At 74.3% G+C, this 26,086-nt stretch carries 23 protein-coding genes and 1 tRNA gene; 7 read left to right on the top strand and 17 right to left on the bottom strand.

Going from position 1 to position 26,086, the window contains the following annotated elements:
- The 10 genes from prfA to BM385_RS23495 all read right to left on the bottom strand — a co-directional run bounded on the left by prfA (position 1) and on the right by BM385_RS23495 (position 11,423).
- Entirely contained in the window at positions 1-1,071 is a 1,071-nt protein-coding gene (prfA, locus tag BM385_RS23540; RefSeq protein ID WP_019435873.1) for a peptide chain release factor 1, read from the bottom strand.
- A 128-nt stretch (positions 1,072-1,199) separates the two neighbouring features.
- Positions 1,200-1,424, bottom strand: coding sequence for a 50S ribosomal protein L31 (rpmE, locus tag BM385_RS23535; RefSeq protein ID WP_019435872.1), 225 nt, complete (start codon positions 1,422-1,424; stop codon positions 1,200-1,202).
- 122 nt (positions 1,425-1,546) lie between these two features.
- Complete coding sequence (locus BM385_RS23530; protein ID WP_019435871.1) at positions 1,547-2,659, bottom strand: LCP family protein; 1,113 nt, start codon at positions 2,657-2,659, stop codon at positions 1,547-1,549.
- Positions 2,660-2,747: 88 nt separating this feature from the next.
- Positions 2,748-4,763: a transcription termination factor Rho gene (gene rho, locus BM385_RS23525; RefSeq protein ID WP_093844296.1), complete on the bottom strand. Its 2,016-nt coding sequence runs from the start codon at positions 4,761-4,763 to the stop codon at positions 2,748-2,750.
- A gap of 408 nt (positions 4,764-5,171) precedes the next feature.
- Entirely contained in the window at positions 5,172-6,161 is a 990-nt protein-coding gene (thrB, locus tag BM385_RS23520; protein WP_093844295.1) for a homoserine kinase, read from the bottom strand.
- 166 nt (positions 6,162-6,327) lie between these two features.
- Positions 6,328-7,401 carry a threonine synthase gene (gene thrC, locus BM385_RS23515; protein WP_026047794.1) on the bottom strand — a complete coding sequence of 358 codons (1,074 nt, stop codon included), beginning with the start codon at positions 7,399-7,401 and terminating at the stop codon, positions 6,328-6,330.
- A gap of 37 nt (positions 7,402-7,438) precedes the next feature.
- Positions 7,439-8,731 carry a homoserine dehydrogenase gene (locus BM385_RS23510; protein ID WP_026047793.1) on the bottom strand — a complete coding sequence of 431 codons (1,293 nt, stop codon included), beginning with the start codon at positions 8,729-8,731 and terminating at the stop codon, positions 7,439-7,441.
- 97 nt (positions 8,732-8,828) lie between these two features.
- Entirely contained in the window at positions 8,829-10,223 is a 1,395-nt protein-coding gene (gene lysA / locus BM385_RS23505) for a diaminopimelate decarboxylase (RefSeq protein WP_019435866.1), read from the bottom strand.
- 25 nt (positions 10,224-10,248) lie between these two features.
- Positions 10,249-11,013, bottom strand: coding sequence for an arginine--tRNA ligase (locus BM385_RS28315; protein WP_019435865.1), 765 nt, complete (start codon positions 11,011-11,013; stop codon positions 10,249-10,251).
- The gene (locus tag BM385_RS23495; protein ID WP_019435864.1) at positions 11,010-11,423 is read right to left on the bottom strand and encodes a response regulator; all 414 of its coding nucleotides are present in this window, start codon (positions 11,421-11,423) and stop codon (positions 11,010-11,012) included. The genes BM385_RS28315 and BM385_RS23495 overlap by 4 nt, the downstream gene beginning before the upstream one ends.
- A gap of 126 nt (positions 11,424-11,549) precedes the next feature.
- Between BM385_RS23495 and BM385_RS23490 the strand changes: the two genes are divergently transcribed.
- A tRNA-Arg gene (locus tag BM385_RS23490) sits at positions 11,550-11,621 on the top strand.
- A 54-nt stretch (positions 11,622-11,675) separates the two neighbouring features.
- On the opposite strand, the gene BM385_RS23485 is transcribed toward BM385_RS23490, so the two are convergent.
- From BM385_RS23485 to BM385_RS23470, 4 genes are all read right to left on the bottom strand, one after another.
- Positions 11,676-12,512, bottom strand: a complete 837-nt coding sequence (locus BM385_RS23485; RefSeq protein WP_093844294.1) for an arylamine N-acetyltransferase family protein — start codon at positions 12,510-12,512, stop codon at positions 11,676-11,678.
- Positions 12,513-12,596: 84 nt separating this feature from the next.
- Positions 12,597-13,694, bottom strand: a complete 1,098-nt coding sequence (locus BM385_RS23480) for a dienelactone hydrolase family protein (RefSeq protein WP_254791716.1) — start codon at positions 13,692-13,694, stop codon at positions 12,597-12,599.
- Positions 13,695-13,795: 101 nt separating this feature from the next.
- The gene (locus BM385_RS23475) at positions 13,796-14,182 is read right to left on the bottom strand and encodes a VOC family protein (protein WP_019435861.1); all 387 of its coding nucleotides are present in this window, start codon (positions 14,180-14,182) and stop codon (positions 13,796-13,798) included.
- Complete coding sequence (locus BM385_RS23470; protein WP_019435860.1) at positions 14,179-14,472, bottom strand: ArsR/SmtB family transcription factor; 294 nt, start codon at positions 14,470-14,472, stop codon at positions 14,179-14,181. Before BM385_RS23470 ends, BM385_RS23475 begins: the two co-directional genes overlap by 4 nt.
- Positions 14,473-14,550: 78 nt before the next feature.
- Here BM385_RS23470 and BM385_RS23465 point away from each other — a divergent pair, with 78 nt between their 5' ends.
- The 5 genes from BM385_RS23465 (at position 14,551) to BM385_RS23445 (ending at position 20,668) form a co-directional block, all read left to right on the top strand.
- On the top strand, positions 14,551-15,321 hold the full coding sequence (locus BM385_RS23465) for an aminoglycoside adenylyltransferase domain-containing protein (protein WP_093844292.1): 771 nt from the start codon (positions 14,551-14,553) through the stop codon (positions 15,319-15,321).
- A gap of 44 nt (positions 15,322-15,365) precedes the next feature.
- Entirely contained in the window at positions 15,366-15,911 is a 546-nt protein-coding gene (locus BM385_RS23460; protein ID WP_093844291.1) for a GNAT family N-acetyltransferase, read from the top strand.
- Between the two features lie 52 nt (positions 15,912-15,963).
- A complete protein-coding gene (locus BM385_RS23455; protein WP_093844290.1) occupies positions 15,964-17,475 on the top strand; it encodes an ABC transporter substrate-binding protein in 1,512 nt (503 codons plus the stop codon).
- A gap of 8 nt (positions 17,476-17,483) precedes the next feature.
- The gene (locus tag BM385_RS23450; protein WP_093844289.1) at positions 17,484-19,364 is read left to right on the top strand and encodes an ABC transporter permease subunit; all 1,881 of its coding nucleotides are present in this window, start codon (positions 17,484-17,486) and stop codon (positions 19,362-19,364) included.
- Positions 19,365-19,426: 62 nt separating this feature from the next.
- On the top strand, positions 19,427-20,668 hold the full coding sequence (locus BM385_RS23445; RefSeq protein WP_254791724.1) for an MDR family MFS transporter: 1,242 nt from the start codon (positions 19,427-19,429) through the stop codon (positions 20,666-20,668).
- Between the two features lie 44 nt (positions 20,669-20,712).
- Here the strand turns inward: BM385_RS23445 and BM385_RS23440 are convergent, their stop codons facing one another.
- Genes BM385_RS23440 through BM385_RS23430 form a run of 3 tightly spaced genes read right to left on the bottom strand, consistent with a single transcriptional unit; the run spans position 20,713 to position 24,283 of the window.
- On the bottom strand, positions 20,713-21,846 hold the full coding sequence (locus tag BM385_RS23440) for a bifunctional 2-methylcitrate synthase/citrate synthase (protein WP_093844287.1): 1,134 nt from the start codon (positions 21,844-21,846) through the stop codon (positions 20,713-20,715).
- A gap of 20 nt (positions 21,847-21,866) precedes the next feature.
- The gene (gene prpB, locus BM385_RS23435; RefSeq protein ID WP_093844286.1) at positions 21,867-22,775 is read right to left on the bottom strand and encodes a methylisocitrate lyase; all 909 of its coding nucleotides are present in this window, start codon (positions 22,773-22,775) and stop codon (positions 21,867-21,869) included.
- The gene (locus BM385_RS23430) at positions 22,775-24,283 is read right to left on the bottom strand and encodes an MmgE/PrpD family protein (protein WP_093844285.1); all 1,509 of its coding nucleotides are present in this window, start codon (positions 24,281-24,283) and stop codon (positions 22,775-22,777) included. Before BM385_RS23430 ends, prpB begins: the two co-directional genes overlap by 1 nt.
- Before the next feature lie 145 nt (positions 24,284-24,428).
- On the opposite strand from BM385_RS23430, the gene BM385_RS23425 reads away from it, so the two are divergent.
- A complete protein-coding gene (locus tag BM385_RS23425; protein ID WP_093844284.1) occupies positions 24,429-25,856 on the top strand; it encodes a short-chain fatty acyl-CoA regulator family protein in 1,428 nt (475 codons plus the stop codon).
- Positions 25,857-26,086 lie beyond the last annotated feature (230 nt).

The raw sequence follows: 26,086 nt of genomic DNA, 5'->3' as shown, positions 1-26,086 counted from the left end.
TCACTGCGCCGCCGCGAGCTTGGCGGCGGAGTCCGCATCGACGCAGGCCTGGATGACGGCGTCGAGTTCGCCGTCGAGCACCTGGTCGAGGTTGTACGCCTTGAAGCCCACGCGGTGGTCGGAGATGCGGTTCTCGGGGAAGTTGTAGGTGCGCACCCGCTCGGAGCGGTCGACGGTACGCACCTGGCTGCGCCGGGCGTCGGAGGCCTCGCGGTCGGCCTCCTCCTGGGCGGCGGCCAGCAGCCGGGCGCGCAGGATGCGCAGCGCCTGGTCCTTGTTCTGGAGCTGGCTCTTCTCGTTCTGGCAGGAGACGACGATGCCGGTGGGCAGGTGGGTGATGCGCACCGCGGAGTCGGTGGTGTTGACGGACTGGCCGCCGGGCCCGGAGGAGCGGTACACGTCGATGCGCAGGTCGTTCGGGTTGATCTCCACGTCGACGTCCTCGGCCTCGGGCAGCACGAGCACGCCGGCGGCGGAGGTGTGGATGCGGCCCTGGGACTCGGTGGCGGGCACCCGCTGGACGCGGTGCACGCCGCCCTCGTACTTCAGGCGGGCCCACACGCCGGCGCCGGGCTCGGCGGTGCCGCGGGTCTTGACGGCCACCGAGACGTCCTTGTAGCCGCCGAGGTCGGACTCGTTGGCGTCGATCAGCTCGGTCTTCCAGCCGACGCGCTCGGCGTAGCGCAGGTACATCCGCAGCAGGTCGCCGGCGAACAGGGCGGACTCGTCGCCGCCCTCGCCGGCCTTGATCTCCAGGATGACGTCCTTGTCGTCGCTGGGGTCGCGGGGCACCAGCAGCAGCCGCAGCCGTTCGGTGACGGCCTCGCGGGCGGCGCTCAGCTCCTTGACCTCGGTGGCGAACTCGGGGTCTTCCTGGGCCAGTTCACGGGCGGTCTCGATGTCCTCGCCGTAACTCTTCCAGGAGTGGTAGGCGGCGATGATCGGGGTCAGCTCGGCGTAGCGCTTGCTGAGCTTGCGGGCACTGGCCTGGTCGGCGTGGACCGCGGGGTCGGCGAGCCGCCGTTCGAGGTCGGCGTGTTCGCCGATCAGTTCCTCGACCGCCTCGAACATCGTGTGCTCCTGAGAAAAGGGGCCCCGGGGGACAGCGGGGGTCAGCGGGGGAGAGCGGGGACGGGAAAGGCGCCGGTCCGGCCGCGTCCGCGAGGGTACGTCGGCCGGGCCCGGCGCCCGGGGTGGGGCTACTTCTTCGCGGCCCCGGCGTTCTTGCCGAAGCGCGCCTCGAAGCGGGCAACCCGGCCACCGGTGTCGAGGATCTTCTGCTTGCCGGTGTAGAAGGGGTGGCACTCGGAGCACACGTCGGCGCGGATGCTGCCCTCGGTCATGGTGCTGCGGGTGGTGAAGGAGGCCCCGCAGGTACAGCTGACCTGGGTCTCGACGTACTCCGGGTGAATGTCGCGCTTCATGGTTTCTCCTTGCTGATCGGAGGGCGCCGGGTCGGCACGCCCGATGCGTGCCGTGAACCGGAACCGGCGGCTCAGTCTGCCAGCACTGTCCGCTCCGTCCAAAACGAGGGGGCCCTGGGCCGTTATTCCCCGCTGTCCGGGGCCGGGGGGCCGCCGGGGGCGATCCGCTGGGTGTCGGGGCGGTCGCTCAGGGTGGCGGGGACCGGCTCGTCGGCGCGCAGCGCGTCCCACAGCTGCTCGCTCTCGGGGCCGAGCGGCACCACCCGGTTCGGGTCGCGGTCGTCGCCGGCGACCGGCAGGGTCACCATGTCGAGCTCCTGCGGCCCGATGTTCTTGAGGGTACGCGCCAGGCCGGTCAGCGCCGAGACGGAGGCCAGCGCGGAGTCGGTGGTGAGCGAGGAGGTGGCGGCGTCGGCCAGGTCGTACAGCTTCTTGGGGTTGGTGAACAGGCCGATGTCGGCGACCTGTTCGGCCAGGGCGTGCACGAAGGTGTGCTGGAGCTCGATCCGGCCCAGGTCGCTGCCGTCGCCGATGGCGTGCCGGGTGCGGACCAGGGCGAGGGCCTGGGCGCCGTCCAGGGTGTGGGTACCGGCGGCGAGGTCGAGATGGCTGTCGGGGTCGCGCAGATCCTCGTGGGTGGTGATCCGCACCCCGCCCAGGGTGTCGATGATCTGCTCGAAGCCCTTGAAGTCGATCTCGATGTAGTGGTCCATCCGGATACCGGTCAGCGCCTCGGTGGTCTTGACGGCGCAGGCCGGGCCGCCGATCTCGTACGCCTCGTTGTACATGGTGCGCGGCGCCTCGGGGGCGGTGGTGCCGTCGGGGCGGTCGCAGGCGGGCCGGGTGACCAGGGTGTCGCGCGGGATGGAGACCAGGGTGGCGGCGTCGTGGTCCTCGTTGATGTGCACGATCATCGCGGTGTCGGCGCGGGCGCCGCCGTCCGAGCCGTAGACGCCGTTCTCCCCGGCCCGGGAGTCCGAGCCGAGGACGAGGATGTCCAGCGAGCCGTGCGGGGCGTCCTCGGGGCGGTCGCCGCCCAGCGCGGAGTCGATGTCGAGCCCGGCGATGTTGCCGTCGAACTTGACGTACAGCGCGACACCCGCCGCGGCGGTCGCGGTGAGCGCCGAGACGGTGACGAGCGCGGCCACCCGCAGCCTGCGCCGCCTGCGGCGCGAGCGTGCCGCCAGCGCCGAGGCACCGGGCGGCAGGGCGTCGTCCGCGGTGTCATCCGCCATTGCCCCAGTTTCACCCGATACGGCGAGGGCCGCATCACCACAATGGGTGATGCGGCCCTCACACGGGGTCCGGGGTCCGGGATCCGGATCAGTCCTGACCGTTGGGGGTCGGGGTGGTCTTCTGGATCTGGAGCAGGAACTCGGCGTTGGACTTGGTCTGCTTCATCTTGTCCAGCAGCAGTTCCACGGCCGCCTGGGAGTCCAGGGCGTGCAGCACCCGGCGGAGCTTCCAGACGATGGCCTGCTCGTCGCTGCCCATCAGGATCTCCTCCTTGCGGGTACCGGAGGCGTCCACGTCCACCGCCGGGAAGATCCGCTTGTCGGAGAGCTTGCGGTCCAGCTTGAGCTCCATGTTGCCGGTGCCCTTGAACTCCTCGAAGATCACCTCGTCCATCCGGGAGCCGGTCTCCACCAGCGCGGTGGCCAGGATGGTCAGCGAGCCGCCGTCCTCGATGTTGCGCGCGGCGCCGAAGAACTTCTTCGGCGGGTACAGCGCCGCCGAGTCGACACCACCGGACAGGATCCGGCCGGAGGCGGGCGCCGCCTGGTTGTAGGCGCGGCCCAGACGGGTGATGTTGTCGAGCAGCACCACCACGTCGTGCCCCAGCTCCACCAGCCGCTTGGCCCGCTCGATGGCCAGCTCGGCAAGGGTGGTGTGGTCCTCGGCGGGGCGGTCGAAGGTCGAGGAGATGACCTCGCCCTTGACGGCCCGCTGCATGTCGGTGACCTCTTCGGGGCGCTCGTCGACGAGCACGACCATCAGATGGCACTCGGGGTTGTTGCGGGTGATGGCGTTCGCCACCGCCTGCATGATCGTGGTCTTGCCGGTACGCGGCGGGGCCACGATCAGACCGCGCTGGCCCTTGCCGATGGGCGAGACCAGATCGATGATCCGGGTGATCAGCTGGCCCGGCTCGGTCTCCAGCCGCAGCCGCTCCTGCGGGTACAGCGGGGTGAGCTTGTTGAACTCAGAGCGGGCCCGGCCGTGTTCGGCCGCCATGCCGTTGACGGAGTCGAGCCGCACCAGCGCGTTGAACTTCTCGCGCCGCTCGCCCTCCCGGGGCTGGCGCACCGCGCCGGTGACGTGGTCGCCCTTGCGCAGGCCGTTCTTGCGGACCTGGGCCAGCGAGACGTACACGTCGTTGGGGCCCGGCAGGTAGCCGGAGGTGCGCACGAACGCGTAGTTGTCGAGGATGTCGAGGATGCCCGCGACCGGGATCAGCACATCGTCGTCGGCGACCTGCGGCTCGTTGAAACCGGAGTCGTCGCGCCCGCCGCGCCGGCCGCGCCGGTCGCGGTAGCGGCCCCGGCGACCACGCCGGCCGCCGTCGAAGTCGTCGTCACCGCCGCGGTGGTCACGGTCGCGGTTGCCGTCCCGGCCGCCGTCGCCCCGGCCACCGCCGTCGCGCCCGCCGCCGTCCCGGTCCCGGTCGCGGTCCCGGTTGCCCCGGCCGCCGCCCTGACCCTGGCCCTGGTTGTTCTGGCCCTGACCCTGCTGGCCCTGACCGCCGCCGTTCTTGCCGCGGCGCTCGCGCTCGCGCTTGGCGGGGCGCTCGCCGCCCTGGGCGGCGTCGTCCTTGCCGGCGTTCTCGGACTTGCCGGCGCTCTCCGCGTCCTTGGCGGGAGCGGTACGGCCGCCCTTGCCGCCGGACTCCGCGCCCGCGGTGCCCTCGGCCTGGCCGGGGATGTCGATCTGCTGCTGCCGCTGCGCCTCACGCTGCCCGTCGGCGGACTCACCGGTCCGCGCCCGGGAGGTGGTACGGCGCTTGGGCTTGTCGGTGCCGCTCTCGGCGGCGGCCGGCGCGGCCTCGGCCGGCTTGGCATCCCCGCCGGAGGCCGGGGCGCCGCCGCCGGAGGCGGCCTGCTTCTCCTTGATGACCTCGATCAGCTGGCTCTTGCGCATCCGCGCGGTGCCCCTGATCCCGAGGCCCGAGGCAACCTGCTGCAACTCGGCCAGCACCATGCCGTCGAGGCCGGTGCCGGAACGCCGGCGCCGGGGCGCGGCGGAGGCGGTGGGAGCGTCCGTGGCGGAGGCTGTGGCATCACCGGCGGTCTTGCCGGCGCTGTCGGCACTCACACCCATCAGATCGGTGGTGTCGCTCACGAAGGGTCCTTCCCTGGAGCGGACGTCGGCCTGTCTGGCTCGGCGACCGGTTGTGCTGTCCGGCTGCGGTCCCCTTGGAGCGGGCCGGCCGGGCGGTGGTTCCGCCGGTGCGACATGGCGGAAGGAATCAATGCAACGTGCGATGCGGGGGAATCACGGAGAAGCACGGGGAATCGCCGCGAAACGACGCCGCACCCATCCCGGGGCGGACTCGGAATGCCCGGCAGGCTGCTCAGGCAGAAGAGTGAAGGCTCCCGGAAGAATCGGATGGTCCCGTGGGAGGGACCCCGGAATACCGTGCCCCTGGAGAAATCCATCGGGACGGTACGTGCAGACTTGAGGTTAACACTACCGGATACTGCCTTCATTCCCCCACTCCCGGTACGGAAATCCCGTGCCCGCCGTCCTTCACCGGCCGGATCCGGCGGCGGCGGAGGAAGCCCCGGCGGCGGGGACCGCGCCCGGCCCGTCCGCCTCCGCGGCGCCGGTCAGCGGCAGCACACTGGCGCCCGCGAGATCCAGCGGCAGCCGGTTCGCCGTCCAGCCCTCCCCCGCCAGCCGCGCCGTGGTGTCGGCCGCCTCGTCGGTCACCAGCGCCAGTACGGTCGGCCCGGCGCCCGAGATCACCGCCGGTACGCCGTCCGCGCGCAGCCGCTGCACCAGATCCATGCTCTCGCTCATGGCCGGCGCCCGGTAGTCCTGGTGCAGCCGGTCCTCGGTGGCCGGCAGCAGCAGGTCGGGACGCCGGGTCAGCGCCTCCACCAGCAGCGCGGCCCGCCCGGCGTTCAGCGCCGCGTCCCCGTGCGGCACGGTACGCGGCAGCAGCCCGCGCGCGGTCGCGGTCAGCACCGGCCGGGACGGTACGAACACCACCGGCACGACCTGCTCGGACGGCTCCATGCGGATCGCCCGGACCGCGCCGCTCTCCCCCCAGGCCAGCGTGAAGCCGCCCAGCAGACAGGCGGCCACATTGTCCGGATGGCCCTCGATCTCGGTGGCCAGCTCCAGCAGGGCGGTGTCGTCCAGCCGGCTCTCGCCGCCCGAGGTCACCGCCCGCGCCGCCATCAGACCGGCGCAGATCGCCGCCGACGAGGAGCCCAGGCCCCGGCCGTGCGGGATGCGGTTGGCGCACACCACCTCAAGACCGCGCGGCTGGCCGCCCAGCGCCTCGAAGGCGGTGCGCAGCGAGCGCACCAGCAGATGCCCCTCGTCGCGGGGCAGCGTGTCGGCGCCCTCACCGGCGATGTCGATGTGCAGCCCGGATTCCGCCACCCGGACGACCACGTCGTCGTACAGCCCCAGGGCCAGCCCGAGGGCGTCGAATCCGGGACCGAGATTGGCGCTGGTCGCCGGGACCCGTACCCGGACGGCGGCGGCGCGGAAGGCGGGATGGGCCATCGCTCGATGACTCTCCTTGCTGAGATGTGCGGCATGCCCCGGAGGCCGACCGGTATCGCGATCGCGCTGCACGGGGTTGAATACCAGCCTATCGAAGGAAGGTTCAGACGCGATACAGGGTGCGGGGGTGTCGTCTCCGGGGCACGCGGCGCGGCGTGCGGCGCGGCTAGGCGAGCCCGAGGCGTTCGGCGGCGGCGTCCGCGTCCACCGGCACCGTCACCGGCTGCGGGGCACCGGCCACCGCCCAGTCCGGGTCCTTCAGGCCGTTGCCGGTGACCGTGCACACGATGCGCTGCCCGGGATCGACCTTGCCCTGCTCGGCGGCCTTCAGCAGCCCGGCCACCGAGGCGGCCGAGGCGGGCTCCACGAACACGCCCTCGCCCGCCGCCAACAGCCGGTAGGCGGACAGGATCTGCCGGTCGGTGACCTCGTCGATGAAGCCGCCCGACTCGTCCCTGGCCCGCTCGGCCGGCCCCCAGGAGGCGGGGTTGCCGATGCGGATCGCGGTGGCGATGGTGGTCGGGTTGCGCACCGGCTCGCCGCGCACGATCGGCGCGGACCCGGAGGCCTGGAAGCCCCACATCCGGGGGGTACGGGTGGCCGGGCCGGTGGCCGCGTACTCCCGGTAACCCTTCCAGTACGCGGTGATGTTGCCGGCGTTGCCGACCGGCAGGACGTGGATGTCGGGGGCGTCGCCCAGCATGTCGACGATCTCGAAGGCCGCGGTCTTCTGGCCCTCGATCCGCACCGGGTTCACCGAATTGACCAGCGCCACCGGGTACTTCTCCGACAGCCCGCGGGCCAGGTCCAGGCAGTCGTCGAAGTTGCCGTCGACCTGGAGGATCTTCGCCCCGTGCACCAGGGCCTGCCCCATCTTGCCCAGCGCGATCTTGCCCTGCGGCACCAGGACGGCGCTCACCATGCCGGCCCGCACCGCGTAGGCGGCGGCCGAGGCGGAGGTGTTGCCGGTGGACGCGCAGATGACGGCCTTGGCGCCGTCCTCCTTGGCCTTGGAGATCGCCATCGTCATCCCGCGGTCCTTGAACGAACCGGTGGGGTTGGCGCCCTCGACCTTCAGCTGCACCTCGCAGCCCGTGCGCTCGGACAGCACCTGCGCGGGTACGAGCGGCGTGCCGCCCTCGCGCAGCGTGACCACGGGCGTCGCCGCGGTGACCGGGAGCCGGTCGCGGTACTCCTCGATGACGCCGCGCCACTGACGGCTGGTGCTGGTCGCGTCCAAGATGCTCACTGTTTCCCTCTGTTCGGAAAAACGGGCGCTACTCGCCCTCGACGCGCATGATGCTGGCCACATCATGCACGGTGTCCAGTCCCCGCAGCGCCTCCACGGTGGCGCTCAGCGCGGCGTCCGGCGCCCGGTGGGTGACGACCACCAGCGACGCCTCGCCGTCCTTGCCGGTCTGCCGCACGGTGTCGATGGAGACCCCGTGGTCGGCGAACACCATGGCGCACTGGGCGAGTACACCCGGTTTGTCGACCACGTCCAGGCTGATGTGGTAGCGGGTGACCACCTCGCCCATCGGGCTCACCGGCAGCCGGCTGTACGCGGACTCCCCCGGGCCGCGCCCGCCGCCGAGCTTGTTGCGGCACACGGCCACCAGATCGCCCAGCACGGCGGAGGCGGTGGGCGCGCCGCCCGCCCCGGGCCCGTAGAACATCAGCCGGCCGGCCGAGTCGGCCTCGACGAAGACGGCGTTGTAGGCGCCCTTGACGGAGGCCAGCGGGTGGCTGAGCGGGATCATCGCCGGGTGCACCCGGGCGGTGACGGAGCGGCCGTCCTCGGCGCGCTCGCAGATGGCCAGCAGCTTGACGGTGCAGCCCATCCGGCGGGCGGAGGCGATGTCGGCGGCGGTCACCTCGGCGATGCCCTCGCGGTGCACGTCGTCCAGCCGCACCCGGGTGTGGAAGGCGATCCCGGCCAGGATCGCGGCCTTGGCGGCGGCGTCGAAGCCCTCGACGTCGGCGGTCGGGTCGGCCTCGGCGTAGCCGAGCGCGGTGGCCTCGTCCAGCGCCTCGCCGTAGCCGGCGCCGGTGGACTCCATCCGGTCCAGGATGAAGTTGGTGGTGCCGTTGACGATGCCGAGGACCCGGTTGACCTTGTCGCCGGCCAGCGACTCCCGCAGCGGGCGCAGCAGCGGGATGGCGCCGGCGACGGCGGCCTCGTAGTAGAGGTCGGCGCCGTGCTCGGCCGCCGCGGCGTGCAGGGCCGGGCCGTCCTGGGCGAGCAGCGCCTTGTTGGCGGTGACCACCCCGGCACCGTGCTCGAAGGCGCGGCCGATGAGGGTACGGGCGGGCTCGACGCCGCCGATCACCTCGACGACGACGTCGATGTCACCGCGGGTGACGAGCCCTTCGGCGTCCGTGGTGACGAGGGAGGGATCGATGCCGTCCCGCACCCGGTCCGGGCGCCGCACCGCCACCCCGGCCAGTTCGAGCGGGGCGCCGATCCGGGCGGCGAGGTCGTCGGCGTGCGTCGTCATGAGGCGCACCACCTGGGAGCCGACCACGCCGCAGCCCAGCAGTGCCACCTTCAGCGGACGAGTACGCACGATTCGACCTCGCCTTTCCATGTCCGTATGCAGCTTCCCAGTCTTATGCAGGCGGGGGACGAGCCCCCGCCCCGTTCAGTATGCGGACTCCGCCGGCGTCTCAGCCGACGTCGAGCCGCAGCAGGTCCTCTTCGGTCTCGCGCCGGACGATCACCCGGTCCTCGCCCTCGGTGACGGCGACGACGGGCGGGCGCAGCACGTGGTTGTAGTTGCTGGCCATCGAACGGCAGTAGGCGCCGGTGGCGGCCACCGCGATCAGGTCGCCGGGGGCCAGGTCGGCGGGCAGGTAGGCGTCGCGGACCACGATGTCGCCGCTCTCGCAGTGCTTGCCGACCACCCGTACCAGCATGGGCAGCGCCTGGGATGTGCGGGAGACCAGCGCCACCGAGTACTCGGCGTCGTACAGGGCGGTGCGGATGTTGTCCGACATGCCGCCGTCGACGCTGACGTAGGTGCGCAGGCCCTCCAGCGGCTTGACGGTGCCGACCTCGTAGAGCGTGAACGCGGAGGGGCCGATGATGGCCCGGCCCGGCTCGACGGACAGCCGGGGGACGGCCAGCCCGGCGGCGGCGCACTCGCGCTCGACGATGTCGCGCAGCGTCTTGGCGATGTCGGCGGGCTCCAGCGGGTCGTCGCCGGCGGTGTAGGCGATGCCGAGGCCGCCGCCGAGGTCGATCTCGGGCAGGGTCACCCCGAACTCGTCCCGGACCGTGCCCATCAGCTGCACGACGCGGCGGGCGGAGACCTCGAACCCGGCGAGGTCGAAGATCTGCGAACCGATGTGGGAGTGGACGCCGAGGAGTTCCAGGCCGTCCTCGGCGGCCAGCACGCGGCGAATGCCCTCCAGTGCGGTGCCGCCGGCCAGCGCGAGGCCGAACTTCTGGTCCTCGTGGGCGGTGGCGATGAACTCGTGGGTGTGCGCCTCGACACCGACCGTCACCCGGACCAGTACCGGCTGCCGTACGCCCAGCTCGCGGGCGGCGGCGGCGACGCGGTCGATCTCCTCGTAGGAGTCGACGACGATGCGCCCGACCCCGGCCTCGACGGCGCGGCGGATCTCGGCGGCCGACTTGTTGTTGCCGTGGAAGGCGATGGCGCTCGCGGGCATGCCGGCGGCGAGGGCGGTGGCCAGTTCGCCGCCGGAGCAGACGTCGAGGTTGAGCCCTTCCTCGCGCAGCCAGCGCACGACGGCGCGGGAGAGGAACGCCTTGCCGGCGTAGAAGACGTCGGCGTCGTCGCCGAACGCCTGCCGCCAGGCGCGGCAGCGGGCGCGGAAGTCGCTCTCGTCGAGGATGTAGGCGGGGGTGCCGTGGGTGTCGGCGAGCCGGTCGACGCCGACGCCGCCGACGGTGAGGACGCCGTCGGCGCGGCGTTCGACGGTGCGGGCCCAGACCTTGGGGTCCAGCGCGTTGAGGTCGGTGGGCGGGGCGCTGTAGTGGCCCTCGGGCAGCACGTCGGCGTGGCGGGGCCCGGCGGGGTGGGCGGAACGGCTCATGGGGGGGTTCCTCTGGTGGTACGAGCTAGAGATGCTGGGGGGCGCTGACGCCCAGCTGGGTCAGACCGCCGGCCAGCACCGTCGCGGTGGCCTGGGCGAGGGCCAGCCGCGCGCGGTGGGCGGTCCCGGGTTTCTCGTCGCCGACGGGCAGGGTGGACCGGGCGGCCTCGGCCGTCAGCCAGGCGCCGGCCACCTCGACCAGGCGCTGCGGGCTGTTCCCGGCGACGGACCACTGGCCCAGGGCGTCGAGCAGCGGGCGCTCGGCGGGGTGGGCGGCCGGGGCGGGCCGGGGGGTGAGGCCGAAGTGCCCGGCCCAGCGCAGCGCGTGCCGGGTGCGGGCGTGCGCGTAGCGGACGCGGAAGAGCGGGTTCGCGGCGCGCTGCGGGAGCAGCCGGGCGGGGTCGCCGCCGGTGGCCTCGCTCCAGCGGGCGATGTCCCGGCGGGTATCGGCGGGGAGCACGCGGGCCGCGGGGCGGGCGATCAGCTCGGTGAGCAGCGCGGTGTCCGCGTCGCCGTCGAGGCGGACGGTGAGGTACCCGTCGCGTACCTCGGCGGCCGTGATCCCGGTCTCCTCGCGCAGCGTGTCGCGCAGCAGGCGGGCGATCGCGTCCGGGGTGCGGCCGGCGGGCCCGGCGAGCTGGTGGGCGACGGCGGTGGACCACCCGGGGGCCCCGTGCGGGGCGCGGCGCAGCACGATGCGGCCGGGCACGGCCGTACCGGGCAGCCGTCCGCTCCCGGCGGCCCGGCGCACGCAGTGCAGCAGGGCCTGGGAGAGCTGGTCGGGGGTCACCTGGCCAGGGTACGAGAGGAAGCGGGCACGGTGGGCCCCCGCCCCTCGTCCCGGAGCCGGCGTACCTCACGCACCAGGGCGGTGGGCTCGAAGGGCTTGGCGACGACGGCGTCCACCCCGGCGGGCGGGCCCTCGCCGGGCGCGGCGCTGGCGCTGACGAGCATGAGCGGGATGTGCCCGGTGCGCGGATCGACCCGCAGCCGGCTGACGGTGCCGAGCCCGTCGAGCCGGGGCATGGCGACATCGAGGGTGATCACGTGCGGCCGGAAGCGGTGCACGGCCTCCAGGCACTCGGCGCCGTCGGACGCGGTCATGACCTCGAAGCCGTCGAGTTCGAGGTTGACCCTGATGAGCTGCCGGATGACCTGGCTGTCGTCGACGACGAGGACCCGGCCGGAAGCGCCTGGCACGCTGCCAGGGTAAGCGCGTGCCCCCGCCCCCGTCCGGCCGTTTCCCAAACTCCCCCGCCGCGCAACCCGGTACGGGACCCCTCCCGGGAGCTGGTAATGTTCTCGGTGTCGCAAGACAGCCGCCAAGCCCCCGTAGCTCAGCGGATAGAGCATCGGCCTCCGGAGCCGTGTGCGCAGGTTCGAGTCCTGCCGGGGGCACCGCGAAGGAAAGGGCAGCACCTGAGGTGCTGCCCTTCCGCTGTTTTCCGTTCGTCAGCGCGCCGGGCAGAGCTCCCGGGCGGCGGCCGGGTCCCCGGCGTGGGCGTACCGGCCGGTGACCGGGTTGCCCGGGGACAGGTCGATACCGAAGTGCTCGCGGTAGGCGGCCAGGACGGCCCTCTCGTCCGGCAGGGTCTCCTCCCGGCGGCCGTCCGGTCCTGTCGTGATCAGCCGGTCGCCGCGCAGGGTGACGCGACCGTCCTCGGTGAGGCGTGAGCAGGTCGGGGAGGCGGTGAAGTCGGACTGGGGCGCGGTGCGTTGCCACCAGCAGGCCATGGTGAAGTCGGCCAGGGACCGGGGGCGCAGCTCCAGCCGGGAGTGCGGTTCGCCGTTGCGGTGGAGGTCGAGGTCGCCCTCAGGGGTCTCCGTCAGCTGGAAGACGCCGCCGGGGTCGGGCTGTTCGCCGCGCTCGGCCAGGCGCAGCGGGAAGTCGGCGAAGCGGCCGGCGCCGACGTCCACCAGCCAGGGCTCGTCGAGGTCCACGCGCAGGGCGAGATGGTCGAGCGGCGGCCCGAAGCCGTGCTCGCCGTGGATGCGGGCGGCGAGCAGGGTGACCCGGTAGCCGAGGGCGGTGAGCAGGGCGGCGAAGGCCCCGTTCAGCTCGTAGCAGAAACCGCCTCGTCTGCGGTCCACGACTTTGGCGACCAGGGCGGCGTAGTCGAGGACGATGTCCTCGCCGAGGTGGATGCTGAGAGTTTCGAACGGCACGGTGCGCTGGTGCCGCTGGTGCAGGAGGCGCAGGTACGGGAGGTCCGGCGGGCCGGGGTCGGGAGCGCCGATGCGCTCCAGATAGGCGCGGAGCCGGTCCGGGTCCGGGAGGTCGGGGTGCATGGCTCCGTTATGTCAGCCGGGCGCGCCCGTGCGCATCGGGCCGGGGCCGTACGTCCCGGGGCGTAGGCGCCGGGGACACGGCGCCTACGCCCCGGCGAGCCAGGTGTCGAGCCAGGTGAACGCCTCGTCCTGCATGTCCGGGGTGAAGACGTGGCCGTGGCCGGGCCGGACGGTGGTGGTCAGCCGCTCGCCGGCGCCCTGGGACTCCCAGACGGCGCGCATTCTGGCGTGGGCGCGGGCCACCCCTTCGGGGGTGAAGAGGTCGTCCTCGGCGCCGGCCTGGAAGAGCATCGGGCGCGGGGCGGCGAGGGAGGCGATGTCCGGGATGTCGAGGTGGCGGTAGAGGCCGGGGTGCAGCATGTGGAAGGCGGACTGACCGCGCAGGGTGTTGTTGCCGGGGACCATCATCTCCTTGAGCGTGGTCATCCAGCCGACGGCGACGGCGGCGCGGAGGTCCGGGCAGAGGGCGGCGAGCTGCCAGGCGCGGTAGCCGCCCATCGAGAAGCCGAGGGCGCCGGTGCGGGCGCTGTCGGTCTCCGGCAGGGAGGCGAGGAACGCCGCCGCGCGGAGGTCCTCGTGGGCCATGAGGCCGGCGAGCGAGGAGCCGAGGTTGAAGAAGTTGGCGGCCAGGGCCTGCTGGTCCTCGTAGCTGAGCGGTCCGCGCTCGGACCAGCCCAGGGCGTCCACGGCGAGGACGGCGTAGCCCCGGGCGGCGAGGGTGTCGCCGACGAACCGCCCGCCGAAGTACCGGTCGGCCCACTCCAGGGCCGGGGCGAGCCGGGAGTCGCCGTCGGCGGGCCGGATCAGCTTCTCCTTGCCGATGTCGAACCGGGCGCCGTGGTCGTGCAGGAGGAGCACGGCGGGGAACGGCCCCGGTCCCGGCGGCAGCAGGAGCAGGCCCCGGGCGCGGCCGTAGCGGCTGAGGGTGAACTCCACGGTGCGGCGGCGCAGGCCGCCGGTGGTCCGCTCGTCGAGCGTCTCGGGCGCGAAGGGGATCTCCTCGCCGGTGCGCGGCTGGAGCAGCGCGGCCTCGACCTCGGCGCGGGCGGCCTCCCGCCAGCGGGGGAAGTCGCGGATCGGGGAGGTGCCCCAGGCGAGCGGGAAGGTCAGCTCGTCCTTCATCCGCTGGTGGAAGGCGGGCAGGAGGTCTTCGGTCAGGGAGCCGGACGGGCGGCAGTTCATGATCACCGGTCCTCGGGGACGCGCGGACGCCGCAACCGGTACCGGCGGGCGATCCCGCCACCGTAAGCGCTTTCTACGCGGCGTCAAGGCCCCCGGACCGACTACTCCTGGTGGACGAGCTGGATGAGGTTGCCGCAGGTGTCGTCCAGCACCGCCGTGGTGACGCCGCCCATCTCCACCGGGTCCTGGGTGAAGCGCACCCCGAGCCCGCGCAGCCGCTCGAACTCGGCGCGCACGTCGTCGACCTCGAAGGCGGTGACCGGGATGCCGTCCCTGACCAGGGCGTCCCGGTACGGTGCGACGGCGGGGTGGCCGGCCGGCTCCAGCAGGAGTTCGGTGCCCTCGGGCTCCTGCGGGGAGACGACGGTGAGCCAGCGCGCGTCGCCCACCGGCACCTCGGTCTTCTTCACGAAGCCGAGCACGTCGGTGTAGAAGCGCAGGGCCTTCTCCTGGTCGTCGACGAAGACGCTGGTCAGGTGGATTCTCATGGGGTGTCTTCCGTGGGGTTGGGCCCCGTCCAGCGTTCGGTGAGGTGCCGGAGCGGCGCGGGGTTCAGATCGTGGAACTTGTAGCGCCCCTCCCGCCGGGTCTCGACCAGGCCGGCGGCCTCCAGCACGGCGAGGTGCTGGGAGACCGCCTGGCGCGACATGCCGAGCCGGTGCTTCATGGCCAGCCGGGAGCAGAGCTCGAAGAGCGTCTGTCCCGGCGACTCGGCGAGCTCATCGAGGATGGTGCGGCGGGTGGGGTCGGCCAGGGCTTTGAATATGTCGTCGGCCACCCCTCGACCCTAGGCAAGCAGACGCTTGCCTGACAAATCGGGGTGCCCGCGCGCCGCCGGCCCCCCGATACTGCCGCCATGGAGTCGAACGAACAGATCGAGCGCACCACCGACTTGCTGCGGCACACCCTCGGCCCGGACCTGCTGGGCAGCTACCTGCACGGCTCCGCCGTCCTCGGGGGCCTGGGGCCCGCCAGCGATCTGGACGTCCTGGCCGTCACCCGGCGCGGCCTCACCGAGAGCGAACGGCGCGCGCTGCTGGCCGGGCTGCTGCAGATCTCCGGGCTCAGCCGGGCCGTCCGCCCCGTCGAGCTGACGGTGGTCGTCCAGGGCGAGGTGCGCCCCTGGCGGTTCCCGCCGACCGGGGACTTCCTGTACGGCGAGTGGCTGCGCGCGGCGTACCGGGCGGGCGAGGTGCCGCGCCCCGCCCCGATGCCGGACCTGGCGCTCGTGCTCACCATGACCCTCGCCGGGAACCACCCGCTCACCGGGCCGCCGCCCGCCGAACTGCTCGACCCGGTGCCGCACGCCGATCTCGTCCAGGCGAGCCTCGCGGCCGTGCCCGAGCTGATCCGCGAACTGGAGGAGGACACCCGCAACGTCCTGCTCACCCTCGCCCGTATCTGGTCCACCCTCGCCACCGGCGTGATCCGCCCCAAGGACGAGGCCGCCGGCTGGGCGCTGGAGCAGCTGGCGCCGGAGCACCGCCCCGTGCTGGAGCACGCCGCGTACCTGTACCGCAACCGGCACTACACGGAGGAGACCTGGAGCCCGCAGCTGCGGGCCGGGGTGCGCCCGCTCGTGGCGGAGATGTTCACCCGGATCGACACCCTGCGCCGCCGGGGCTGAACCCGGCCGGCAGCACGCCGGACGCTTCTGCATATGATGCGCAAGTGCGCGAATACAGCATCAGAACGGCGGCGGACGGCGACCTCGGCGCGGCACGGGCCGTGATGCTCGACGCCGTCTACCGCGACTTCGGGACCGGCTACGTGCCGCACTGGCACGCCGACATCATCGACCCCGCGGCGTACTACCTGCGGCCTCCCCGGCACACCCTGCTGGTCGCCGTGGACGGGACGGACGGCTCCGTCGTCGCCACCGCCGCCCTCGACGCGCGCGGCCCCGCCCATCCGCCCAACCCCCGCTGGCTCGCCGAGCGCTACCCCTCCGGCGAGACCGCGCAGCTGCGGCGGGTCTGTGTGCGCCCCGAGCACCGGCGGCGCGGCCTCGCCGCCCGGCTGGTGGCCGGGCTGCTGGACTTCGCGCGCGAGGACGGCGGATACCGGTCCGTCTATCTGCACACCCACCCCCACTCCCCCGGCGCCCTCGGCCTGTGGCAGTCCCTCGGCAAGATCGTGTGCGACGAGCGGGACGACCCGGGCGAGCCGGGCCGCGCCACCGCCGACGTCGTCCACTTCGAGATCCCCCTGCTGTGACCGGCGCGCTCCGCGCCCGCACGACGCCGACCCGGAAGACGCCACCACGCCCATGAGAATCCCGCGCCTGCGGCCGGCGGCCGCGCTGCTGCTCGTCCCGCTGCTCGCCGGCTGCTTCGTCGCCGCCCCCGGCGACCCGTACGGCGACGACGGCGGCGCGGGCTCCGGCGGCGGCGCCCGGCTGCGCGTCGCCCTCGCCTTCCCGCCCGCCGAGAACTACTCCCCGTACGGCATGGACGCCTACGACCTCTCCCGGCTCGGCGTCGTCGAGGGGCTGACCCGGCTGGACGCCAACGGCACCGCCGTGGCCGCGCTCGCCGAGTCCTGGTACGCGGAGGGGAACGGCCGGGACTGGCTGTTCGCCCTGCGCGAGGCCACCTTCCACGACGGCACCGAGGTCACCGCGGCGGCCGTCGCCGACTCCCTCACCCGCGCCGCCCTGGCCGAACCGCCGCCCGGCGCGCTCTCCGGGATACGGCTGACCGCCGAGGCCGCCGGCGATCGCCTGGTGCGGGTGAGCACCGAGGAGCCCGATCCGGTGCTGCCGCTGCGGCTGAGCAACCCGAGCCTGGCGGTGTTCGCGCCGAGCGCGTTCACCGGGGACCGGGTGAACCCGGCGGGCACCGCCACCGGCCCGTTCGTCCTCACCACGACCACCGGCGACACCGCGGCGTCGCTGGACCGGTTCGACGGCTACTGGGGCGGCCGGGCGCACGCCTCGGGTGTCGACGTCCGCTACATATCCGACGGCACCGCCCGCGCCAACGCGCTGCGCACCGGCGAGGTGGACGTGGCCGAGGCCGTCCCCGTCGCGCAGGTACCCGCCCTGGACCCGGACACCGTCCACGAGATCAACACCGCCCGCAACACCAGCCTCTATCTCAACACCTCCACCGGCCTCTTCACGGACGCCGCCCTGCGCGCCGCCGCCCGGGAGGCGATCGACACCGCCGCCGTCGCCGACGGCGTCTACGAGGGGTACGCGGAGCCCGCCCAAGGGCTGTACGGGCCCGCCCTCAGCTGGGCGGCCGGGCTGCGCGGAGCGCCCACCGGACGCACCGCCGACCCGGCGGAGCCGGACGGCGCCGCCCTCACCCTCGCCACCTACAACGACCGCCCCGAACTGCCGGAGACCGCCCAGGTGGTCCAGCAACAGCTGGAGCGCGCCGGGTTCACGGTGCGCCTGGAGGTACGCGGCTACGCGCAGCTGGAGAGCGACCTGCTGGCCGGGGCATTCGACGCCGCCGTGCTCTCCCGCAACATGATGCTGGAGACCGGCGACCCGGTCACCGTGCTGGCCAGCGGCTACACCTGCGAGGGCAGCTTCAACCCGGCCCTGCTGTGCGACCCGGCCGTCGACGCCCTCACCGAGGCCGCGCGGGCCGAGGCCGGACCCGCCCAGCGGCAGCAGGCCGCGATCCGGGCCGAGGCCGCCGTCCTGGGGACGGACGCGGAGATCCCGCTCGTCCATCTGAAGGTCGTCACCGGCATCCGCCCCGGGGTCACCGGCGTGGTCCTCGACCCGTACGAGCGCGAGCTCGTCGGCGCCGGCACCCGGCGCTGAGGCCGCGCATGTCCACGACCAGGAACCCCGGCGGCATACCCGCGCGCAGGCGCGGCCCGGCACTGCTGTGGCGCGGCGCTCTGCTGGCCGCGCTGGTCTGCGCGATCGGGCTGCTGCCGTGGCTCTCGCGCACCGACCCGGCGCTGACCGTCCTGAAGGCGCGGGCGCTGGAGCGCACCGCCGACCCCGAGACGCTGCGCGCCGTCCGCGACGAACTCGGCCTGGACGACGGCCCGCTGGTGCTGCTCGGCCGCTGGCTCGGCGGGCTCGCGCGCGGCGACGCCGGCCGGTCCTGGGTATCGGGCACCGAGGTGGCGCCGGTGGTCGGGCACGCGCTGGGGGTGTCGCTGCTGCTGATGGCGGGCGCCCTCGTGGTCGCCCTCGCCACGGCGGCGGCGATCTGCGGGCGCCCGCTGTGGCGCGGCGCGCGGCTGCGGCCCGGCGGGCGGGCCGGTGGCGGCGGGCGCGGCGGCTCCGCGGCGCTGGCCGCGCTGCCGGAGTTCCTCATCGCCTCGCTGCTGGTCGCGGTGGTCGGGGTGCGGCTGGGCTGGCTGCCCGCGTCCGGCTGGTACGGGCCGGCGTGGATGGTGCTGCCGTCGCTGGCGCTCGGGCTGCCCGCCGGGGCGGTACTGGGCCGGCTGCTGGCCGACGCGCTGCCGGGCGCGTTCGCCGAACAGTGGGTGCCCGCCGCGCGGGGGCGCGGACTGCCGCCGGGCACCCTGGCCCGGCACGCGCTGCGCCGGGCGGTGGCCGGCCTGCTGCCGAACCTGGGCCTGTTCGTGGTCGGGCTGACCGGCGGTGCGGTCGCGGTGGAGCAGATCTTCGACATTCCCGGCCTCGGCCGGCTCACGCTGCGCGCCGCGCTCGCCCAGGATCTGCCGGTGCTCCAGCTGGGCGTGCTGGCGCTGGTGGCGCTCGCCGCGCTCGCCGCCGCGCTGGTGCGGCTGGGGGTGGGCGCGCTGATCGGGCCCGCGCTGCGCGACGGGGCGCTCCAGGCGGCGCACCGGCCCGGCGGCACCCGGCGGCGGTGGGGCGCGCCGCTGGGGTACGGGCTGGTGCTGGCCGCCGTCGTGGCGCTCGGGCTGCCGCGCGATCCGCTGGCGCTGGACACCGGGCTGCGGCTGACCGCGCCGTCCTGGGCGCATCCGCTGGGCACCGACGCGCTGGGGCGGGACGTCCTGGCGCGGGTGGCGCACGGCGCGCTGACCACCCTGGGCACGGCGGTGGCGGTGAGTGCCGCCGCGCTGCTGGTGGGGCTGCTGCTGGGGCTGGTGCCCCGGCTGTCGGGGCCGCTGGCGGAGACGGTCAACGCCGTACCGGCGGTGCCGGCCGCGCTGCTGATCACCGGGGTGGTGGGCGGCGGGCCGTGGACCCCGGCCGTGGCGGTGGCCGCCGTGGCGTGGACACCGCTGGCCACGCACGCCGGATCGCTGCTGCTCCAGGAGCGGGCGGCGCTGCATGTGACGGCGTCCCGGGCGCTGGGCGCGGGGCGGGGCCATCTGCTGCGCCGGGTGCTGCTGCCCGCGGTGCTGCCGCCGGTGCTGCGGCACGCGCTGCTGCGGCTGCCGGGCATCGCGCTGAGCCTGGCGGCGCTGGGCTTCCTGGGGATCGGGGCGCAGCCGCCGTCGCCGGAGTGGGGGCTGGTGCTGTCCGAGAACCAGCCGTACGTGGAACGGGCGCCGTGGGCGGTGCTGGCCCCGGCCGCGGTGCTGGCGCTGCTGGGCGCGCTGGCGGTGACGGCGGCGGGCGCGGCGCGGCGCGGCGAGCCGGGGGCGGCGGGTGCGCCGGGTGCGCGGTGGCGGAGGCGGCGCGCGGTGCGGGCCGCGGCGGCCGGGACCGCACCGTCCGGCACCGCGCCGGACACGGCGCGGGAGCGGATGCCGCAGTGACCGGGAAGTTCACGCGGCTGCGGCGGCGTACGGACGGCCGTGCGCGGGCGGCGGAGGCGCCGGTGTGGCGGCGGCTGCCGGCGCTGCCGAAACTGCTGATCGTCACCCAGTTCGCGTTCAATGTCGGGTTCTTCGCCGTGCTGCCGTTCCTCGCCGAGCATCTGGGCACGGCGATCGGGATGGCGGGCTGGCTGGTCGGGTTCGTGCTGGGGCTGCGGACCTTCAGCCAGCAAGGGCTGTTCGTGGTCGGCGGCTGGCTGGTGGACCGCCACGGGGTACGGCCGCTGGTGCTGACGGGCTGTGTGCTGCGGATCGCCGGGTTCGGGTGGCTCGGGTACGCGGACACCACGGCGGCGGTGATCGGCGCGGTGCTGCTGATCGGGTTCGCCGCCGCGCTGTTCTCCCCCGCCGTGGAGTCGGAGGCGGCCCGGCAGGCGGTGCGGTGGGAGGAAGCGGGGCACGGGCCGCGTACCCGGGTGCTGGCGCTGTTCTCGGCGGCGGGCCAGGCCGGGGCTTTCATCGGTCCGCTGCTCGGCGGTCTGCTGCTGCTCGCGGACTTCCGTACCGCCTGTCTGTGCGGGGCCGGTGTCTTCGTCCTGGTGCTGGCCGGGCACGCCCGGCTGATGCCCCGGCACACCCCGGGCCGGGAGGCGGCGGGTGGGACGGGCCCGGCGGCGGACGGCGGGCAGGACGGCGCGGACGGCGGCGCGGTGCGCGTGCTGCTGCGCGACCGGCGGTTCCTGGCGCTGGCCTGCGCGTACGGCAGCTACCTCCTGGCGTACAACCAGCTGTACCTCGCCCTGCCGGACGAGGTGGAGCGGGCCACCGGATCGCAGGCGGCGCTGGCCTGGCTGTTCGCGCTCTCCTCGCTGCTGGTGGTGTGCGCCCAGCTGCCGGTGAGCCGCCGGGTGGGCGAACGCCTGGACCTGCGCCGCTCGATGGCCGCCGGGCTGCTGCTGGTGGCGGCCGGGTTCGCGGTGGTGGCGGTGGCGCGCCCGGCGGGGTGGACGGGGCCGGCGGCGCTCCTCCCGGCGGCGGTCTTCGTGGTGCTGCTGACGGTCGGGCAGATGCTGATCGTGCCGGCCGCCCGCGCCTGGGTACCGGACTTCGCCGGCCCGGCGCGGCTCGGCCTGTACACGGGGTGGCTGTCCTCCGTCTCCGGGCTGCTGGTCCTGGTGGGCAGCTCGGCCACGGGGGCGCTGCTGCACGCGGGGCTGCCGCCGGCCGTGCCGTGGCTGGTGCTGGCGGCGCTGCCCGTGCTGGCCGTCCCGCTGCTGCCGCGCCGCCGGCCGGCGGCGTCCTGAGCCGGCCGCGACCTGGCCCGGCGGCTGCTCAGGCCGGCAGCGGGCTAGGCCGGCAGCGGGCGCTGGGCCGGGCCGGCGTAGGAGGCGAGCGGCCGGATCAGCGCGTTGTGCGCGAGCTGTTCGGTGATGTGCGCCGTCCAGCCGGTGATGCGGCTCAGCACGAACAGCGGGGTGAAGGCGGGGGTGTCGAAGCCCATCAGGTGGTAGGCGAGCCCGGCCGGGTAGTCCAGGTTGGGGTGGATGCCCTTGCGTTCCAGCATCGCGCGGCGCAGCGCGGCGTGCAGGGCGGCGAGCCGGACGGTGTCCGGGTCGCCGGAGCGGGCCACCAGCCGGTCCAGGGCGTCCTGCATGATCGGCACCCGGGAGTCGCCGTGCCGGTAGACGCGGTGGCCGAAGCCCATGATCTTCCGCCGGTCGGCGAGCGCGGCGTCCAGCCAGCCGGCGGCGCGGTCCGGGTCGCCGATCTCCTCCAGCATGTGCATGACGGCCTCGTTGGCGCCGCCGTGCAGCGGGCCTTTGAGCGCGCCGATGGCGGCGGTGACCGCGCTGTACAGGTCGGAGAGGGTGGAGGTCACCACGCGGGCGGTGAAGGTGGAGGCGTTGAAGCTGTGTTCGGCGTACAGCACCATCGAGATCTCGAAGCAGCGCACCACCTCCGGCTCGGGGACGCTGCCGGTGCACATGTGGAAGACGTTCTCCGCCCAGCCGAGCCCGGCGTCCGGCGGGATCGGGGGCAGTCCGTGGCGGCGGCGCTGGTCGGCGGCGACGACGGTGGGCAGTTTCGCCAGCAGGTTGAGGGACTTGATCCGGTGGGCGGCCGGGCTGGCGTCCTCCTCGGCCGGGTCCTCGGCGCCGAAGAGGCTGACGGCGGTGCGCAGCACGTCCATCGGGTGGCAGGTCTCGGGGAGCCGGGCCAGCAGTTCGGTGGTGGTGCGGCCCAGCGGGCGCAGGGCGCGTTCGCGGGCCCGGAGGTCCCGCAGCCTGCCGGGGTCGGGGAGTTCGCCGTACCAGAGCAGATGGGCGACCTCCTCGAAGGAGCGGTGCGCGGCCAGGTCCTGGACGGGGTAGCCGCGGTAGGTGAGGGAGTTGGTGTCCTCGATGACCGTGGAGATCTCGGTGGTGTCGACGACGACACCGGCGAGTCCCCGGTGGATGCCGGGCGGGCTGGTGAGGGTCATGGCGGGTGCCTCCGGGGGCGTCAGGTGCCGGGCGGGAGGGTGGTGTCGTGCACGGCGGAGTCGAAGTCCGTGTACTCCTGGTAGCCGAGGAGCCGGTAGAGCCGGGTGCGGGTCTGCATGAGCGGCAGCAGGGACTCCTGGGTGCCGTCGGCGGCGAGGGTGCGCAGGCCGTCCTCCGCGGCGCGCATGGCCAGGCGCAGCAGGGTGACGGGGTAGAGGGCGATGTCGTAGCCGAGGTTCTGGAGGGTGGTGGTGGTCAGCAGCGGGCTCTTGCCGAACTCGGTCATGTTGGCGAGCAGCGGTACGGGGACGGCGGCGCGGAACGCCGCGAACTCGGCCTCGTCCGCCAGCGCCTCGGGGAAGATCGCGTCCGCTCCGGCGTCCACGTACGCCTTGGCCCGGTCGATCGCGGCGTCCAGGCCCTCCACGGCGCGGGCGTCGGTGCGGGCCATCAGCAGGAAGTCCGGGTCGCGGCGGGCGTCGGCGGCGGCGCGCAGCCGGCGGATCATCTCGGTGCGCGGGACGACGGACTTGCCGTCCAGGTGGCCGCAGCGCTTGGGGTTGACCTGGTCCTCCAGGTGGAGCCCGGCGAGTCCGGCGTCCTCCATCAGCTGGACGGTGCGGGCGGCGTTCATCGGTTCGCCGAAGCCGGTGTCGGCGTCGACGAGGACCGGCAGGTCGGTGACGCGGGTGGTCTGCTGGGCGCGGGCGGCGATCTCGGCGGAGGTGGTGAGGCCGATGTCGGGCAGGCCCAGGTCGGCGGCGAGGACGGCGCCGGAGAGGTAGGCGGCCTCGTAGCCGGTGTCCTGGATGAGGCGGGCGGAGAGCGGGTTGAGGGCGCCGGGCATGACGAGCAGCCGGGGCTCGGCGAGCCGGGCGCGCAGGGCGCGGCGGCGTTCGGCGGGGGTGGTGCGGGTGTGCAGGAGCATCAGAACAGTCCCTCCGGGAGGGTCGCGTCGAACGTGGCGATCCGGTCCGTCCCGGCCTCCGGGAACAGCCCGGCGAGCTGCGGTCCGGTCAGCTCGGCCAGCCGCCCGGCGGTACCGAGGAACCGGTCCTGTTCCGCCGCGCCGACCGTGCCCTCGGCGAGGGTGCGGAACTTGCGGAGGTAGGCGGCGCGGTCGAAGGGGCGGGCGCCGGCCGGGTGGGCGTCGGCGACGGCCAGTTCGTCCTCGATGACCGATCCGTCGTCCAGGGTGAGCACGGCCCGGGCGCCGAAGGCCCGGCGGTCCGGGTCGGGGTCGTGGTAGCGGCGGGTCCACTCCGGGTCCTCGACCGTGCTGATCCGGCGCCACAGCTCCACGGTGCCGGGGCGGCGGGCGCGCTCGGGGGCGTAGGAGCGCTCGTGGTGCCAGGCGCCGTCCTCCAGGGCGACGGCGAAGATGTACGGCACCGAGTGGTCCAGCGTCTCGCGGCTGGCGCCGGGGTCGTACTTCTGCGGATCGTTCGCACCCGACCCGATGACGTGGTGGGTGTGATGGCTGGTGTGCAGCACGACCGAGCGGATGCGCTGCGGCGGGCCGGTCCGCTCGCGCAGCCGGCGGGCGAGGTCGATGACGGCCTGCGCCTGGTACTCGGCGGAGTGCTCCTTGGTGTACGTCTCCAGGATCGCCCGGCGCGGCTCGTCCGGGGCGGGCAGCGAGACCGTCCACTCGGCGCCGGGCCCGTCCAGCATCCAGGCCAGGAAGCCGTCCTCGCCCTCGTAGATGGGCGAGGGGGACCTCTCGCCGCGCATCGCCCGGTCCACCGCCTCGACGGCGGCCTTACCCGCGAAGGCCGGGGCGTACGCCTTCCAGCTGGAGATCTCGCCCTTGCGGGACTGCCGGGTGGCGGTGGTGGTGTGCACCGCCTGCTGCACGGCCTGGTACACGGTCGCGGTCGGCAGCCGCAGCAGCGCGCCGAGGCCGCAGGCGGTGGCGGCGCTCAGATGCGCGACGTGGTCGATGCGGTGGGCGTGCAGGCGGATGCCGCGCACCAGCGCGACGTGCACCTCGTAGGCGGCGACGATGCCGCGCAGCAGATCGGCGCCGGTGCGGCCGGTGTGCTGGGCGACGGCGAGCAGCGGCGGGATGTTGTCGCCGGGGTGGGAGTAGTCGGCGGCGAGATAGGTGTCGTGGAAGTCGAGTTCCCGTACGGCGGTGCCGTTCGCCCAGGCGGCCCACTCCGGGGAGACCCGCAGGCCGCTGCCGAACACCGAGGCGCCCGGGCCGGCCGCGCCGTGCGCGGTGGCCTGGGCGCGGGCGACGGCGACGGGGCGGCGCAGCAGGGCGGCCACGGCGACGGCGGCGTTGTCGATCACCCGGTTGACGGCCATGGCGGCGGCCTCCGCCGTGGGCTCGCCGGTGGCGGTGGCCACGGCGGCGAGTTTCCAGGCGAGCTGGTCCTCGGGGGCGAGCCGGTCGGCGCTGGGACGGACTCGGACGCGATGGTCGATCATGTCCCCGATGCTGCCCGGGGAACGCGTCCGGCACGAGCGGGCCAATCTGCGGAATCCGTACCGCGCCGCGCTGCGAATCGGCGAAAGCTGCGAACGATGCGGATGCTACGTTCGCAGCTGCTGCCGCATCAGGAGGAGGCGCGCCATGGCCCGCGGCACCGGCCACCGCAAGGTCTACGCCCACGGCAAGCTGCGCCGGCTGCGCCGCGCGCACGGACTGAACCAGGTCGAGCTGGCCCGCGCGCTGGGCATCTCCACCAGCTACGCCAACCAGCTCGAACAGGGCCAGCGCCCGCTGACCGCGCCCGTACTGCTGCGGATCGCCGAGGTGTTCGGGGTGGACCCGGAGTTCTTCTCCGGCGCCGACGAGGACCGGCTGGCGACCGCGCTGCGCGCGGCGCTCGCGGACGAGGCGTGCGGGGTGCCGGCGCCGTCCGCCGAGGAGATCGCGGAGGCGGCGCGGGACCACCCGGAGGTGGCCCGCGCGCTGGTGTCGCTGCACCGCCGCTACCGCGACGCCGCCGAACAGGCCGCCGCCCTCGCGGGCCCGGGCCCGGGCGGCGGGGGCGCGCACGAGGAGGTGCGCGACTTCTTCTACGCCCACCACAACCACGTCGAGCAGCTGGACGCCGAGGCGGAGCGCACGGCCACCGCCCTGGAACTGCGCCCCGGCGGCGCCGCCGAACCGCTCACCGCCCGCCTCGCGCGCCACCACGGCGTCCGGGTCCTGCGCGCCGCCCCGGGACGTACCACCGACGCCCGCCGCTACGACGCGTCGGCCGGGCTGCTGTTCCTCTCCCCCTGGCTGACGGAGGGCCAGCGGGCCTTCCAGCTCGCCACCCAGCTGGCGCTGCTGGAGCAGGCCCCGCTGCTCGACCTGCTGGCCGGCGGCGCCCCCGAGCTGACCTCGCCGGAGGCCGTGACGCTGGCCCGCATCGGCCTGGCCAACTACTTCGCCGGCGCCCTGCTGATGCCGTACACCGCCTTCCACGCCGCCGCCGAGGAGGTGCGCTACGACATCGAGCTGCTGTCGGCGCGGTTCGGGGTGGGCTTCGAGACGATCTGCCACCGCCTGTCCACCCTCCAGCGCGCCGGCCGCCGGGGCGTCCCGTTCTCCTTCCTGCGGGTGGACCGGGCGGGCAACATCTCCAAGCGCCAGTCGGCCACCGACTTCCACTTCTCCCGCCTCGGCGGCACCTGCCCGCTGTGGACGGTGTACGAGGCGTTCTCCGCCCCGGGCCGCACCCTGACCCAGGTCGCGGAGATGCCGGACGGAAAGCGCTACTTCTGGGTGGCGCGCACGATCACCCGCGGCGGCTTCGGCCACCACGCCCCGCGCGCGGAGTTCGCGGTGGCCCTCGGCTGCGAACTGCGCCACGCGCACCGCCTGGTGTACGCGGAGGGCATCGCCCTGACCGACCCCCGCGCCGCGACCCCGATCGGCCTGGGCTGCGCGATCTGCGAACGCCGCGACTGCCCCCAGCGCGCCCGCCCCCCGGCCGCCGGCCACCTCACCCCGGACCCGGACCGCCACCCCCGCATCCCGTACCAGGTGGACGGCGCCCCGTCGTGAGTAGGCACGACGCGACCTGCCTCTCCAAAACCGGTTGAGCAGACGACGAACCTCCGTGCGGCGCGCCCATCCCCGCGTCAGTCCCCCGATGCCGCACTTCACTGTGTCTGTTGCTCGTTGGCACGGCGGGTGAGGCGGCTAGGGCGTTTCTTCCGGATCATCTCGCCGACCAGATGAAGATGGCGGCGAGGTGGAGTCCGGCGAGGTAGCTGGTTGCGGTCTTGTCGTAG

Source organism: Streptomyces harbinensis (assembly GCF_900116145.1).
Classification (GTDB): domain Bacteria; phylum Actinomycetota; class Actinomycetes; order Streptomycetales; family Streptomycetaceae; genus Streptomyces; species Streptomyces carpaticus.
Note: the sequence above shows the minus strand (reverse complement) of the source record. Positions and strands in the feature narration are given on the sequence as shown.

Coding starts and splice junctions, on each gene's coding strand:
- prfA (WP_019435873.1), bottom strand. CDS start 1,071: ATGTTCGAGGCGGTCGAGGAACTGATCGGCGAACACGCCGACCTCGAA.
- rpmE (WP_019435872.1), bottom strand. CDS start 1,424: ATGAAGCGCGACATTCACCCGGAGTACGTCGAGACCCAGGTCAGCTGT.
- BM385_RS23530 (WP_019435871.1), bottom strand. CDS start 2,659: ATGGCGGATGACACCGCGGACGACGCCCTGCCGCCCGGTGCCTCGGCG.
- thrB (WP_093844295.1), bottom strand. CDS start 6,161: ATGGCCCATCCCGCCTTCCGCGCCGCCGCCGTCCGGGTACGGGTCCCG.
- lysA (WP_019435866.1), bottom strand. CDS start 10,223: ATGAGCCGTTCCGCCCACCCCGCCGGGCCCCGCCACGCCGACGTGCTG.
- BM385_RS23485 (WP_093844294.1), bottom strand. CDS start 12,512: ATGCACCCCGACCTCCCGGACCCGGACCGGCTCCGCGCCTATCTGGAG.
- BM385_RS23480 (WP_254791716.1), bottom strand. CDS start 13,694: ATGAACTGCCGCCCGTCCGGCTCCCTGACCGAAGACCTCCTGCCCGCC.
- BM385_RS23475 (WP_019435861.1), bottom strand. CDS start 14,182: ATGAGAATCCACCTGACCAGCGTCTTCGTCGACGACCAGGAGAAGGCC.
- BM385_RS23465 (WP_093844292.1), top strand. CDS start 14,551: ATGGAGTCGAACGAACAGATCGAGCGCACCACCGACTTGCTGCGGCAC.
- BM385_RS23455 (WP_093844290.1), top strand. CDS start 15,964: ATGAGAATCCCGCGCCTGCGGCCGGCGGCCGCGCTGCTGCTCGTCCCG.
- BM385_RS23450 (WP_093844289.1), top strand. CDS start 17,484: ATGTCCACGACCAGGAACCCCGGCGGCATACCCGCGCGCAGGCGCGGC.
- BM385_RS23440 (WP_093844287.1), bottom strand. CDS start 21,846: ATGACCCTCACCAGCCCGCCCGGCATCCACCGGGGACTCGCCGGTGTC.
- prpB (WP_093844286.1), bottom strand. CDS start 22,775: ATGCTCCTGCACACCCGCACCACCCCCGCCGAACGCCGCCGCGCCCTG.
- BM385_RS23430 (WP_093844285.1), bottom strand. CDS start 24,283: ATGATCGACCATCGCGTCCGAGTCCGTCCCAGCGCCGACCGGCTCGCC.
- BM385_RS23425 (WP_093844284.1), top strand. CDS start 24,429: ATGGCCCGCGGCACCGGCCACCGCAAGGTCTACGCCCACGGCAAGCTG.